Origin of the sequence: Methylobacterium ajmalii (assembly GCF_016613415.1) — a bacterium.
GTDB lineage: Bacteria > Pseudomonadota > Alphaproteobacteria > Rhizobiales > Beijerinckiaceae > Methylobacterium > Methylobacterium ajmalii.
This window is the reverse complement of sequence record NZ_JACWCT010000072.1, coordinates 94,632-107,273: the sequence shown is the minus strand read 5'-3', so window position 1 is coordinate 107,273 and position 12,642 is coordinate 94,632. Positions and strand designations below refer to the sequence as shown.

General features: G+C 73.1%; 13 protein-coding genes. 6 read left to right on the top strand and 7 right to left on the bottom strand.

What is annotated here, in order from left to right; genetic code table 11:
• The 3 genes from HPY23_RS13965 to crtI all read right to left on the bottom strand — a co-directional run.
• A partial coding sequence (locus HPY23_RS13965; protein WP_200649628.1) for an ABC transporter ATP-binding protein occupies positions 1 to 736 on the bottom strand: 736 nt, incomplete at its 3' end.
• 78 nt (positions 737 to 814) lie between these two features.
• Complete coding sequence (locus HPY23_RS13960) at positions 815 to 1,237, bottom strand: DUF2141 domain-containing protein (RefSeq protein ID WP_060847668.1); 423 nt, start codon at positions 1,235 to 1,237, stop codon at positions 815 to 817.
• Positions 1,234 to 2,805 (bottom strand): phytoene desaturase family protein, encoded by a 1,572-nt coding sequence (gene crtI, locus HPY23_RS13955; protein ID WP_060847667.1) that lies wholly within the window; start codon positions 2,803 to 2,805, stop codon positions 1,234 to 1,236. The genes HPY23_RS13960 and crtI overlap by 4 nt, the downstream gene beginning before the upstream one ends.
• A 195-nt stretch (positions 2,806 to 3,000) precedes the next feature.
• Here crtI and HPY23_RS13950 point away from each other — a divergent pair, with 195 nt between their 5' ends.
• Positions 3,001 to 3,195: a hypothetical protein gene (locus HPY23_RS13950; RefSeq protein ID WP_091888579.1), complete on the top strand. Its 195-nt coding sequence runs from the start codon at positions 3,001 to 3,003 to the stop codon at positions 3,193 to 3,195.
• Positions 3,176 to 3,598 (top strand): type II toxin-antitoxin system death-on-curing family toxin, encoded by a 423-nt coding sequence (locus HPY23_RS13945; protein WP_175540014.1) that lies wholly within the window; start codon positions 3,176 to 3,178, stop codon positions 3,596 to 3,598. Before HPY23_RS13950 ends, HPY23_RS13945 begins: the two co-directional genes overlap by 20 nt.
• A gap of 472 nt (positions 3,599 to 4,070) precedes the next feature.
• Here HPY23_RS13945 and HPY23_RS13940 read toward each other — a convergent pair whose 3' ends face one another.
• Together HPY23_RS13940 and croR are read right to left on the bottom strand one after the other, a co-directional pair.
• On the bottom strand, positions 4,071 to 4,877 hold the full coding sequence (locus HPY23_RS13940; RefSeq protein ID WP_091888575.1) for a TrmH family RNA methyltransferase: 807 nt from the start codon (positions 4,875 to 4,877) through the stop codon (positions 4,071 to 4,073).
• Between the two features lie 28 nt (positions 4,878 to 4,905).
• Positions 4,906 to 5,367 (bottom strand): 3-hydroxybutyryl-CoA dehydratase, encoded by a 462-nt coding sequence (gene croR / locus HPY23_RS13935; protein ID WP_060847665.1) that lies wholly within the window; start codon positions 5,365 to 5,367, stop codon positions 4,906 to 4,908.
• A gap of 390 nt (positions 5,368 to 5,757) precedes the next feature.
• On the opposite strand from croR, the gene HPY23_RS13930 reads away from it, so the two are divergent.
• A complete protein-coding gene (locus HPY23_RS13930) occupies positions 5,758 to 7,428 on the top strand; it encodes a methyl-accepting chemotaxis protein (protein ID WP_091888573.1) in 1,671 nt (556 codons plus the stop codon).
• Between the two features lie 70 nt (positions 7,429 to 7,498).
• Here HPY23_RS13930 and HPY23_RS13925 read toward each other — a convergent pair whose 3' ends face one another.
• Positions 7,499 to 8,620, bottom strand: a complete 1,122-nt coding sequence (locus HPY23_RS13925; protein ID WP_091888610.1) for an alpha/beta hydrolase — start codon at positions 8,618 to 8,620, stop codon at positions 7,499 to 7,501.
• A gap of 249 nt (positions 8,621 to 8,869) precedes the next feature.
• Here HPY23_RS13925 and HPY23_RS13920 point away from each other — a divergent pair, with 249 nt between their 5' ends.
• The gene (locus HPY23_RS13920; protein ID WP_091888571.1) at positions 8,870 to 9,490 is read left to right on the top strand and encodes a cation efflux transmembrane domain-containing protein; all 621 of its coding nucleotides are present in this window, start codon (positions 8,870 to 8,872) and stop codon (positions 9,488 to 9,490) included.
• 27 nt (positions 9,491 to 9,517) lie between these two features.
• Here the strand turns inward: HPY23_RS13920 and HPY23_RS13915 are convergent, their stop codons facing one another.
• Positions 9,518 to 10,057: an RrF2 family transcriptional regulator gene (locus HPY23_RS13915; protein WP_244537630.1), complete on the bottom strand. Its 540-nt coding sequence runs from the start codon at positions 10,055 to 10,057 to the stop codon at positions 9,518 to 9,520.
• A gap of 274 nt (positions 10,058 to 10,331) precedes the next feature.
• Here HPY23_RS13915 and HPY23_RS13910 point away from each other — a divergent pair, with 274 nt between their 5' ends.
• Entirely contained in the window at positions 10,332 to 10,568 is a 237-nt protein-coding gene (locus HPY23_RS13910) for a DUF6894 family protein (protein ID WP_060847661.1), read from the top strand.
• 126 nt (positions 10,569 to 10,694) lie between these two features.
• Complete coding sequence (locus tag HPY23_RS13905) at positions 10,695 to 12,557, top strand: glycoside hydrolase family 15 protein (protein ID WP_091888567.1); 1,863 nt, start codon at positions 10,695 to 10,697, stop codon at positions 12,555 to 12,557.
• Positions 12,558 to 12,642: the final 85 nt, after the last annotated feature.

Here is a 12,642-nt window from a genome sequence, read left to right as displayed (position 1 = left end):
CCGCCGGGCCCGCTGCCTCGGCCAGCGCCACCTCGTGCTCGGGCGGGCCGGCGCGCAGGCGCGCGAGCAGGTCGGCGAGGCGCCCGTCGAGGCGGATGCGCCCGTCCTGGAGCACCAGGACCCGCCCGGCGAGGCGCTCGGCCTCGGCGAAGTCGTGGGTGGCGACGAGCAGCGCGGTGCCGGTCTCCGGCAGGCGCTCGAGCACCGCGTGGATCGCCGCCCGGGCGGCCTGGTCGACGCCCTGCGTCGGCTCGTCGAGGAGGACGAGGGCGGGCTCGCCGAGGAGCGCCGCCGCGATGTTGGCCCGGCGCTGGTAGCCGCCGGAGAGCACGCCGACGAGGCGTGAGGCGACGTCGTCGAGGCCGGTCCGCGTCAGCGCCCGGGCCACCGCCGGCGCCCGCGCCGCCCGGGGCAGTCCCAGGAGGCGGGCGAAGACCTCGAGGTTCTCCCGCACGGTGAGGCGCGGGTAGAGGGCGATCTCCTGCGGCACCCAGGCGATGGCGCGCCGCACCGCGGAGGAGCGCCCCGGATCGCCGCCGGCCACCCGCACGCTGCCGCGCTCCGGCACGAGGCGGCCGGCGAGGAGGCGCATCAGCGAGGTCTTGCCGGCGCCGTTGGGGCCGAGCAACGCCACTGTCTCGCCGCGCGCGAACACGAGGTCGACGCGATCGAGGACGCGCCGGTTGCGATACGAGAAGGCGAGGTCGCGGACGGTCGCCGCCGGATCGGGTGTCATGGTCCCGACCACAGCAGAGCTTTGCGGCATTCCCGGGGAGGGACGCCGGTGCGCAGGAGGACCCACCCTGGACAGGACCTACCGGGCCGGCAGGGCGCGGGTGAGCCGCACCCGCAGCGATGCGCCCGGCTCGCCGAGGCGGAAGGCGGCGGCGGCAAAATCCGGGCGGCCGCGCCGGCCGGCGCCGTTCGAGAAGCCGTAGGGCTCGGTCGGCAGGCCGAGGGGCGTGCGGCCGAGGCGCCCATCGCCGTCGAGGTCCTGGAACGCCGCCACCGCGTAGCTGCCCGGCGGCACGTCGGTGAAGCCGAAGCGCAGGCTCGGGCCCGAGGCCGGCCCGTTCTGGCCGATGCGGCAGGCCTCCTCGGCGAGCGACCCGGTGCAGAGCGCGACGAAGACCCGGCCGGCGCCGGGCTCGACCCCGTCGACCTCGATCGCGAGGTCGGCGGCCGACGCCGGACCCGCCAGGGCCAGAAGCGCTACCAGCGCGAGGGGGCCCCTCACGAGGCCTCCCCGAGGCTCGGGGCGGTCGCGAGCGGCAGGCCGCGGGCCGGCACCGTCCCGAGCGCCAGGTCCTCGGCCATCAGCCGGGCGGTGATGCGGGCGCCCTCGTAGATCACCGGCAGGCCGGAGCCCGGATGGGTGCCGCCGCCCACGAGGTAGAGCCCGGGCCCGAAGCGGTTGTGGGGCCGGAAGTAGAGCATCTGCAGGAGGTCGTGCGACAGGTTGAAGGTCGCGCCCTCGTACACGTCGAACTCGTCGCGCCACTGGGTCGGGTCGACCACGCGCTCGTAGCGGATGCGGGATTCGATGTCGGTGAGCCCGAGCTTCTCCAGCCGCTTGAGCACCAGCGCCCGGTAGGACGGGCCGACGCTCGCCCAGTCGATCCCGGCGCGCAGGTTCGGAACCGGCACCAGCACGTAGAGGCTGGTATGCCCCGGGGGCGCCATGCCGCCGTCGGTGTAGCCGGCGTGCTGGACGTAGACCGAGGGCTGCATCGGCAGCACCCCGTCGGAGACCTCGCGGATGTTGCGGGCGTAATCCTCCGACAGCAGGATGGTGTGGTGGCCGAGGCTCTCCGGCATCGGACCCTCGATGCCGAGATAGAGCATGTAGGTCGAGCAGGAGAGGCGGGCCTTCGCCACCTTGGCGTCGCGCCAGCGCGGCCGGCGCGCCTCGGGGACAAGCTCGGGCACGACCTTGGCGAAGTCGCCGTTGATGACGACCGCGTCGGCGGCGATGCGCTCGCCCCCGGCCTCGACCCCGACGGCGCGCTTGCCCTCGAACAGCACCCGGTCGACGCTCGTGCCGAGCTTGATCTCGACGCCCATGCGGCGGGCGAGGCCGGCCATCGCTTCCGACACCGCGCCGCAGCCGCCCACCGGGTGGTAGACCCCGTGCTCGTATTCGAGGAAGCTCAGGATGGTGAACAGGCTCGGGCAACGGAACGGCGACATCCCGAGGTACTTGGTCTGGAACGAGAAGGCGAGGCGGACCCGCGGGTCCTTGAAGTAGCGCGCCAGGTCGCGGTCGACGGTGGCGTGCGGGCGCAGCAGCGGCAGGGCTGCCAGCATCGCCGGCGAGGCGAAGCTGCGAAGCGAGTCGCAGGCCTGCTGCAGCACCGGGATGAAGGCCGCGAGCTTGTGGCGGTTGTCCTCGAGGAAGCGGCGCACGTTCTTGGCGTCGTCGGGCGCGATGCGGGCGATCTCGGCCTCGAGCCGCTCCACGTCCGGCGTCGCCTTGATCTCGCCGCCGCCCTCGAAGACGAGGTGGTATTGCGGATCGAGCCGCTCGAGGGTGAGGTGGTCCTCCAGCCGCTCGCCGCAGGATTCGAAGATGTCGGCCAGGATGCGCGGATAGAGGAAGAAGGTCGGCCCGATGTCGAACTTGTAGCCGCCCGGCGCGGTCACCGTGCGGGTGCGCCCGCCGACGCACTCCTCCTTCTCGATCACCGTCACCTGCACGCCGTCGCGCGCGAGCATCAGCGCCACCGCGAGGCCGCCCGGCCCCGCCCCGACCACCACCGCCCGCTGCCCCGACAGGGTGCGGTACCCATCCCGCGGCTGCAACAACGCTCCACCTCCTGCCAGACCGAAACGCATGTCCGTGCGTACGGCCTAGTTGTGGTGCGCGACGGTGAGTCGGCAATGGTTGCGCATTGTCGCGGCGGGGTCAGACGGGGTTTTTTGCCGGGGTGTGGCGGGGCGTTGACGAGCGGTCCGCCAAGGCCCATGTCCGAGGGCCGAGAGGGATCAGCAGGACCGATCATGGAGCGCTCCGAGCATCGGGATAATCCGTCGGCCGAGCCGGATCGTGCCGACCTGCGCGAGGCGGTGGGGACAACGGCCCGCGCGCGTCGTCCCCGCAAGGCCCATCCGCCGGCCGAGCGCATCGACGTCGCCGACGTGCATCGTGAACTGATCGCCCGCTATCCGAAGATCCGTGCCAAGCTCGCCGAGTGAGCCGCCGGATGAGCTTCGGTGGCTCACGGCCGACGAGATTATCGCGATCAATGCCCGAGAGGTCGCTGCGACCGGCGAGCCGTTCGTCGTCCTCGATCGGGGTAAGCTCGACGGCGCGCTCGCACGCCCGCTGAATGCGATGCTCTACGACGGGGTGGACGACATCCTCGCCCTGGCCGTGTCGTTGCTGATGGCAGTCGCAAAAGCCCATGCCTTTGCGCAAGGCAATAAACGCACGGCCTTCTTCGCCATGGGTCTGTTTCTGCGAGCGAACGGCTACGACCTCGGCCTGCCCGACCGGGCGGCATTCGGCGAGATCATCACGGCGGCCGTCGCGGACGAGATCGCCCCGCAAGATCTGGAGGCTGTCCTGGATCGCTATGTCGGCCCCGCTGCAGAATAGGAATTTTCCGAAGAAGTGAGAACCGGCCCATCGATAGGAAAATTGGCAAATCCAAATACATAGAGTAGCATCAGGTTGCAGTTCGATCGGGTCTTGATATAATATAGCGATAGATCGCATCTGAAACGAGATCTATGATACCCTGTTCGATCGACTCGCCCTGTCGATCTGGTGCCGACATCGCCGCTTCGCTGCGTCATCCTGGGGCCGCGCAGCGGAATCCGGGATCCATAACCGCTGGCGGTGGAGGATCAGGCGATCAGCGTTCCGTCTCTTCCTGCTTCGTCGGCGATTATGGATCCCGGGTTCCCGGCTACGCCGGTCCCCAGGATGACAATGGAGGGTTCTGGATCCACTCTCACAATTAAACAGGCTCTGATAGGATATGTTGCCAGCGCATAGCCGTACGATGATCCGGCATATCGTTCGTCGAAACATGCTCCAGCGGATGAGATCAAGGAAAGCGTCGATCTCAACTCTGCATGCCTGCCAGCCGCCCCCCGCCCAACCGGTGCAACGCCACCGCCCCCGCCACCGCCACGTTGAGCGAATCGACCCCCGGCGCCATCGGGATCGCCACCCGGCGGGCGCGGGCCATCAGCGCCTCGGGCAGGCCGGGGCCCTCGGTGCCGAGCAGGAGGAGCGCCCGGGGCAGGGGCGGCAAGCGCCCGATATCCTCGCCCCGCGGCGACAGGGCGAGGGGCGTGAGCCGGTGGCGCTCGCACAGAGCGAGGAGGGCGTCGCCGGTGGGCAGCCGCGCGAAGGGGACGGTCAGGCTCGTGCCGGCCGAGACGCGGATCGCCTTGCGGTAGAGCGGGTCGCAGGTTTCCGCATCGAGCAGCACCGCGTCGGCCCCGAAGGCGGCGGCGTTGCGAAACAGCCCGCCGACATTGTCGTGGTTGGCAAGACCCACGAGGCCGACGAGCAGGGCCGGGCCCGCCGGCACCAGGGCGTCGGGGTCGGGTTCCGGCCCGCGCAGGCCCACCGCCAGGACGCCGCGATGGATCGGGAAGCCCGCCACCGCGCCCATCACGGGTTTCGCGGCGACGTAGACGGGCGCGTCGAGGCCGGCGAGCGCCGGCGCCAGCCCGGGCAGCCGCTCGGGCGAGACGAGCACCGACTCGACCCGGAACCGGGCGGCGCCCGAGAGCAGCACCCGCAGCACCACCTCGCCCTCGGCGATGAACCGGCCCTCGCGCCCGACGAGGTCGCGCTCGCGCATCTGCGTGTAGGCGGACAGGCGCGGGTCGGCGGGGTCGTCGACGGGGATCGGCGTCATGCGGTCCGGGTTCTGGCCCTTTTGGGGATCAGCCCTTGCGGGCGGCGAGCGGGTCGGCCTCGGCCCGGGTCGGTACCTTCACCAGGGCCTCGCCGTCCAGCACCGTCTCGCCGTTGACCGCGCAGGTGCAGGTCAGGCGGGCGCGGCGGCGCTCCGGCACCAGCTCGGCCACCTCGACGGTGACGTCCACCGTGTCGCCGATGCGCACCGGCGCGCGGAAGTTGAGGCTCTGGCTGATGTAGATCGCGCCCGGGCCGGGCAGGCGGGTGCCGAGCACCGCCGAGATCAGCCCGGCGGTGTAGAGGCCGTGGGCGATGCGGGTGCCGAACGGGGTGCGGGCGGCGAAGTGCTCGGAGAGGTGGATCGGGTTGCGGTCGCCGGTGATCTCGGCAAAGCCGACCACGTCGGAGGTCGCGATGGTCTTCGACAGCGTCTCGGACAGCCCGACGCTCAGGTCCTCGAAGTACAGCACGCGCAGTTCGGGCATCATCGGCGTCGCTCCCGGTGGACGTCTTTGGGGGCCGCGGCCGGGCGCGCGGGGCTCCGCCGTCCCGCCGGGTCCCTCGGGGTCGCACGGGACGGGGGCGGAAATCCACTGGCGAAAGGTCGGAAGGAGCGGCGCCGCGGCGGCGGCCGGGCCGGGCGCCCGCGCCTCACCGAGAGAAAGGCGCCCGGCCGTGCGGCGTTGCTGGCGCGGGTCCGTCGCGTTCCGTTTCGTCATCGGCCCGGGTCGGGCACTATCAAGCGAGAAAGAATTGATCTCGTCTTCGTCCCATCGGCTATGTGACTTCATTTTGGCGTTGCGATGCATTAATAAAATTTTAGCGATGCCGGCGCGACAAGAGCGCGGTCCGACGATCGCTCACCCACGGCTTGTCCCATGCGTCTGTCCCTGAAGAGCAGCCTCACCGGCCTGTTCGGGATCCTCCTGCTGCTGACCCTGGCCCAGGGCGGCCTCTCCCTGTGGAAGCTCGGCTCGATCGAGGCCCGCATCGCCACGCTCGCCGACGACGCGGTGCCCTCGATCAACGAGGCGCACGCGATCAACGCCCTGGTGATGCGGGCCCGGCTCTGGCAGTTCCGGTTCATCACCGCCGACGGCGAGGCCGAGAAGGCGCTCGCCGCCAAGAGCTTCTCCGAGATGGACGCGGCACTGGGCGAGCGGATGGCGCGCTACCGGGGGTTGATCGACTCGCCGGCCGAGGAGGAGATCTTCGGGAGCCTGAGCGCCAGGATCGCGGCCTTCCGGGCCGACTGGGCCCGCCTCAAGGGGCTCCCGAGCCAGGCCGAGATCGACGCCTACTTCCGCGGGCCGATGAACGCGACCTACCGCGCCACGATCGACACCGCCGGCAAGCTCGTCGCCCTCAACGCCGCCGCCGGCACCGCCGCCGGCGAGGCCGCCCGGACCGAGCGGGCCGAGGCCACCCGCAACGCCGTCGCGATGCTCGCGGTGTCGGTTCTCGTCACGCTCGCGGCGGTGCTGTTCTGCCTCGTGCGCGTCGTCCGGCCCCTCGGCCGCATGACCGGCGCGATGCGCCGCCTGGCCGAGGGCGAGGCCGCGACCGCGATCCCGGGCGCCGGCCGCCGGGACGAGCTCGGCGCCATGGCGGGGGCGCTCGCGGTGTTTCGCGACAACCTGGTCCGCACCCGGGCGCTGGAGGAGGAGACGGCGCTCGCCCGGGCCGGCGCCGAGGCGCAGCGCCGGCAGGCGACCCGCGCGATGGCGGACGCCTTCGAGCGGGCGGTCGGCGGCATCGTCGGCGCGGTCACGGCCGCCGCCACCGAGCTGCAGGCGACCGCCCGGACCATGACGGTCACCGCCCGGGAGACCGCCGGCCAGTCGGGCGGCGCGGCGGCGGCCGCCGCCCAGGCCGCCTCGAATGTCGGCATGGTGGCGGCGGCGGCGGAAGAGCTCGGCGCCTCGGTGTCTGAGATCGGCCGCCAGGTCGACGGCTCGGCCCGGCTCGCCGGGGCCGCAGTCCGGGAGGCCGGCGCGAGCGCGGCCCAGGTCCAGGCGCTGACCGAGGCGACCCACCGCATCGGCGACGTGGTCGGGCTGATCTCGTCGATCGCCGCGCAGACCAACCTGCTCGCGTTGAACGCCACCATCGAGGCCGCCCGCGCGGGTGCGGCCGGCCGCGGCTTCGCGGTGGTGGCCGCGGAAGTGAAGGAACTCGCCGGCCAGACCGCCAAGGCGACCGAGGAGATCACCGGCCAGATCGCGGCGATCCAGGCCTCGACCGGCCAGGCGGTCGGCGCGATCGGCGGCATCACCGCGCGGATCGAGGAGATCGCGGGCGTCGCCACCGCGATCGCCGCGGCGGTCGAGGAGCAGGGCGCGGCGACCCGCGAGATCGTCCGCAACGTCTCGGAGGCCGCCACCGGCACCGGCGAGGTGACGGCGAGCGTCTCCGGCGTCGCCCGGGCGGCGGACGAGACCGGCGCCGCGGCGAGCCAGGTGCTCTCGGCGGCCTCCGAGCTGTCGCGCCAGTCCGAGCAGCTCTCGGCCGAGGTCGCCCGCTTCCTCGACACGGTGCGGGCGGCCTGACGCCCGCCCGGGACCGACGCACCGGAAGGACCGCCCCGGAGCCCGGGGCGGTCCTTCGTCGTTTCCGCGCTCAGTTCAGCGCCTGCGGGTCGGCCTCGGTCAGGAAGGCGGCGACCTCGCGGAAGAACTGCATCCGGTTCTTCTCCATCATCACCGTGTGGGTGCCTTCGCCAAGCTCCACGAAGCGCTTGTAGGGCGTGCGGGTGAGGCGGGCGAAGTATTCCTGGGCCTGGTAGCTCGGCAGGTCGGCGTCCCATTCGGCGTGGATGACGAGGGTCGGCACCCGGATCTCGCCGGGATCGTAGAGCGGCTTGCCGGCCTGCCAGTACTCCTGCGAATCGGCCACCACCCCGTTCGGCGCCCGGAGCACCGGGGGCGTCTGCGCGGCTCCGGCGGCGTCGGTCGCGAAGGTGGCGTCGGCCCATTGCTCGAACCAGCCGGGCGGGATCAGGTCCGCCTGCTTGTCCGCCGGCACGCCCTTGAGCCAGCGCTCCCTCGCGCTGTCCCGGCTCACGCTCCGGTAGGCGCCGAGCGGCCCGCTCGTGCCGAGGAGCGAGGGCGTGCGCGACAGCCATTGCGGCGCGTAGAGGACGAGGCGGTTGACCGTGTCGTTGTGGGTGCTGGTGTAGAGCCCCATGGTCGAGGTGCCCCAGGACCAGCCCATCAGGTCGATCCTGTCGACCCCGCGCCGCCGGCGGATGAAGTCGACCGCCTGGCCGACCACCGCGGCGGCGTCCCCCGTGCGCATGAAGGGCTGGCCGTCGGCGGCCGGGCGGCCCATCGCGGCGGGGCGGCCCGAGAGGCCGTAGCCCGGCAGGTCGACGAGGTAGACGTCGAAGCCCTGGCCCGCGAGGTAGTCCATCATCGACAGGCCGGCGAGCGGCAGGTCGAAGGCGGTCGAGGCCGGGTAGGTCGCGCCGTGGACGTAGAGCAGGATGCGGTCGGGTGCGAACCGCTCGGTCCCGGCCGGGCGCTTGTTGCGCAGGTAGACCGAGACCCCGTCCTCCGGGCCGGGGAGCCGGAATTCCTCCATCGCCAGACGGGGCGGGGCCGCTTGCGAGGCGGCGGGCGCCGCCGAGGCCGCGGACCCCGAGAGGGTGCTACCCAAGGCGGCGGGTGCCGCCGCGAGCCCGCCGAGGACGAGGCGGCGGGGCATCCGCCCCGGGGACGGGGGCGGTGATGAATGCGGCATGGTCGTCTCCTCCTGGCCCGCCGCTTCCCGGTGGGTGCTGCCCACCGCGTCTCGGTGGGTGCCCACCGTGTCCCGGCGGATCTCCGCCTGTGGCCGGCGGCTGACGGCAGTGAAGCCGGCGCGGGGGCCCGGTGCAACCGCCGGCCCGGCATGGCACCGATGCGGCGTCGTGCGGCGCGGGCGCGCCCTGGCCGGCGCCGCCCGGCCGGGGCATAGACGACCGGCCGCCATCCGCGCGAGGCCCGCCCCGTGACCCCCTCCGACACCGATCCCGGCCTGCGCGCCACCGTGGGCCGCGTCGCCCTGCTCAATCTCGGCTATTTCGGGATCGAGGCGAGCGTGGCGGTGGCGATCGGCTCGGTGGCGCTGGTGGCCGACAGCGTCGACTTCCTGGAGGATGCCGCGCTCAACCTGCTGATCGTCGCCGGCCTCGGCTGGCGGCCGGCGGCGCGGGCCCGGCTCGGCGCCGCGATGGCCGGCATCCTGCTGCTGCCGGGGCTCGCCGCCGCCTGGACCGCCTGGCAGAAATTCGGCGCCTTCACGGCCCCGGATCCGGTGCCCCTGACCCTGACGGGGCTCGGGGCGCTCGCCGTCAACCTCGCCTGCGCCGTGATGCTGGCGCGCCACCGCGAGGGCCGCGGCAGCCTGACCCGGGCGGCCTTCCTGTCGGCCCGCAACGACGCGGTCGCCAACGTGGCGATCGTGGCGGCCGGGCTCGTCACCGCCGCCACGCTGTCGACCTGGCCCGGTTTCGCCCCCTGGCCCGACCTGGTGGTCGGCCTCGGAATCGCGGCGATGAACGCCGACGCCGCCTGGGAGATCTGGCAGGCCGCCGCCGCCGAGCGCCGCGCCGCCCGCGAGGCGGCGTGAGGCGGCGATCCCCGGGCCGACGGGGTGCTACGCGCCCGGCTCTCCCGCCCCCTCGGCGTCGCGCCCGATCAGGTCGCGCAGGGTCGCCCCGGTCGGGCCGGCCAGCACGTCCGCCAGGGTGAAGCGGTCGAGCTCGCGGATGAAGCTCCGCTCGGCCGCGTCCAGCGCGGTCTTCAGCAGGCAGCGCCCGGCGAGCGGGCAGGGGCCGCGGCCGCACTCGACGAGGCAGCCGAGGCCCTCCAGCTCCGCCACCACGGCGCCGAGCCGCACCTCGGCCGGCGGCCGGGCCAGGCGCACCCCGCCGGAGCGGCCCTGCCGGGCCTCGATGTAGCCCGCCCCCGTGAGCCCGCGCGCCACCTTCTGGAGGTGGTTCAGCGACACCCCGAAGGTGCGCGCGACGGCGGGCGTCGTCGTCCAGCCGCCGCCCTCCACCGTCCCGAGATAGAGCAGCAGGCGCAGCGACAGGTCGGTGTAGAGCGAGAGCCGCAGGGCGCGCTGTCCTTCTTCGTCGGCGACGCCGGCGGCGAGCCGCGGATCGCCGGCGCACCCGGCGGGCGGGGAAACCACCCGCGCAACCCTATCGCCGGCCAGCGGAATTGACCAGGGCGCCCCGGCTGCGGGTCGCATGGGGCCGGCATTCGCGCCGGTCGGGACTGTCTAAACGTGGTAATCCAAGTGCTTGTTTGTCCCGCGGGAAAATCAGCGTTCAATAAACATTTGCGAGGGCAGGCGATGACGTTGCGTCTTAAGTGAAGCCTCGAGGCGCCCCGATCGGCGAGACCGGTCGGCGGGATCCGGGATCTTCCGCCCGGCGGCCTTCTCGACACTCCAGGGGCCGCCGGTGCCGCGCTACTTCTTCGACATCAACGACCACGACCTGTCGCACCGCGACGACGAGGGCAGCGAGTGGCCGAGCCGCGAGGCCGCCCAGGCCCACGCCATGCGGGTCCTGGCCGACATCGCCCGCGACGAGGCCCGGCGCCAGGACCGGCTGCACCTGTTCGTCACCATCCGGGACGAGGTCCGGGCGGTGCTCGGCGTCGCGTCGCTGGCGGTGTCCTGCACCTGGGTCGACTGACCCGGACCGAGGGACCTTGCCGGACGGCCGCCGGGGCGTGGTGCGGCGCAAACCGTCGCGCCCCGAAACCCTGCCCCCGACGGGCCGTTACCCCCGCGCTTTAACGTGTGTTGAGTGCGAGGCGACGTGACGGACCGGCCGATCGAGGACTACGCCGTCATCGGCGACACCTGCACGACGGCGCTCGTCGCCCGCGACGGGTCGATCGACTGGCTGTGCTGGCCCTGCCACGACAGCCCGGCGGTGTTCCTGCGCCTCCTCGACGAGGACAAGGGCGGGGCCTGCGAGATCGTCCTCGACGACGTGCGCGAGACGCGCCGGGCCTACCGGCCCGGCACCACCATCCTGGAGACGGTGTTCGTCACCGCGACCGGGACGCTCCGGCTCACCGACTTCATGCCGCTCCACCCCCTGGCGGAGGTGCCCGACGAGGGCCCGGACGGCGCCCCCCACGGCCGGATCGTGCGGATCGCCGCCTGCGAGGCCGGGACGGTGTCGGGGCGCTTCCGGGTGCGCCCGACCTTCGACTACGCCCGCGACGGCGCCGTCCTCGAGCCCGAGGCGGGGGGGACGGTGCTGTGCCGGCGCCGCTCGAAGCCGGAGGGCGTGCGGGTCGCCGCCACGGTGCCGCTCGCGGTCCTCGGCGACCGGGTCGAGGCGGCGTTCGCCCTGAGGGCCGGGGAGGGGGTGTCCCTGGTCCTCGCCCATCGGAAGGACGACGACGGCGACATCGGGCACGCCGCCGCGAGCCTGTCGGCGACGGAAGGCTACTGGCACGAATGGTCCGGGCGCTGCACCTATGACGGGCCGCACCGCGACAGCGTGCTGCGCAGCGCGCTGGTGCTCAAGCTCCTGACCCACGCGCCCTCGGGTGGGATCATCGCGGCCTCCACCACCAGCCTGCCGGAGGCGGTGCCGGGCACCCGCAACTTCGACTACCGCTACGTCTGGATGCGGGACGCGAGCTTCACCGTCACGGCCTTCGTCAATCTCGGCTACGTGCGCGAGGCGGCGGAGTTCCTGCGCTTCCTGCGCGACGCCGACCACAGCCGCGGCCGCGACCTGGAACTGATGTACGGCATCAACGGGCGCGTTCCGGAGGAGGAGATCCTCGACCACCTGCGCGGCTGGCGCGGGGTCGGTCCGGTGCGGATCGGCAACGCGGCCTCGAGCCAGCACCAGTACGACATCTACGGCGAGTTCCTGGTGGCGCTCCACGCCTTCCTGGACGCCGTCGACTACGACCCGCCGGTGAAGGTCAACGACCATCTGCCCGAGGCGCTCGGCCACCTCACCGACCACGTCATCCGCTGCCGCCACGCGCCCGATCACGGCATCTGGGAGCTGCGCGACGAGACGCGCCAGATCCTCCACACCAAGGGCATGCTCTGGGTCGCCCTCGACCGGGCGGTGCAGATCGCCGAGGCCGTCGAGGTGGCGCCCCCCGAGCGGGTCGAGGAGTGGCGGCGCGTCGCCGCCGAGATCCGGGCCGAGTACCACGACAAGGGCTGGAACCCCCGCGTCGGTGCCTACACCCAGGCCTACGGCTCCGACGACCTCGACGCCGCGGTCCTGCGCACGGTGCTGTTCGGCGCCTTCGAGCCCGATTCGCCCCGGGTCGCCGCGACGCTCGAGGCGGTGAGCGCCGGGCTCGGCGACGGCGACCTCCTCTACCGCTACCGCAACGCCGACGGCTTCGAGCACCCGGAGGCGACCTTCGCGGCCTGCGCGTTCTGGCGCGTCGGCTGCCTGGCGCTCGCCGGGCGCATGGCCGAGGCCGAGCCGCTCTTCGCCCGGTTGCTGACCCGCGGCAACGATCTCGGGCTGTTCGCCGAGGAGATCGACGCGGGGTCGGGCGAGCAGCGCGGCAACGTCCCGCAAGGCTTCACCCACATGGCGATGATCAACCACGCGGTGCGCCTCGACCGGGCGGCGCGCCACCGGGACGCGCCGATGGACGAGCCGTTCCGCCAGGCCGTCGGGGCCTGACGCGCGGCGGAGCGGCGGGAACGCCCTCGCGGGGGGGTGGGCACCGCTGCCCGAATTTGCTCTAAGGCACGGACGGGCGCCGCCT

Bases quoted from the DNA above. Each gene is read 5' to 3' on its own strand.
- HPY23_RS13950 (WP_091888579.1), top strand. From the start codon at position 3,001: ATGGAGCGCTCCGAGCATCGGGATAATCCGTCGGCCGAGCCGGATCGT.
- HPY23_RS13940 (WP_091888575.1), bottom strand. From the start codon at position 4,877: ATGACGCCGATCCCCGTCGACGACCCCGCCGACCCGCGCCTGTCCGCC.
- croR (WP_060847665.1), bottom strand. From the start codon at position 5,367: ATGATGCCCGAACTGCGCGTGCTGTACTTCGAGGACCTGAGCGTCGGG.
- HPY23_RS13930 (WP_091888573.1), top strand. From the start codon at position 5,758: ATGCGTCTGTCCCTGAAGAGCAGCCTCACCGGCCTGTTCGGGATCCTC.
- HPY23_RS13925 (WP_091888610.1), bottom strand. From the start codon at position 8,620: ATGCCGCATTCATCACCGCCCCCGTCCCCGGGGCGGATGCCCCGCCGC.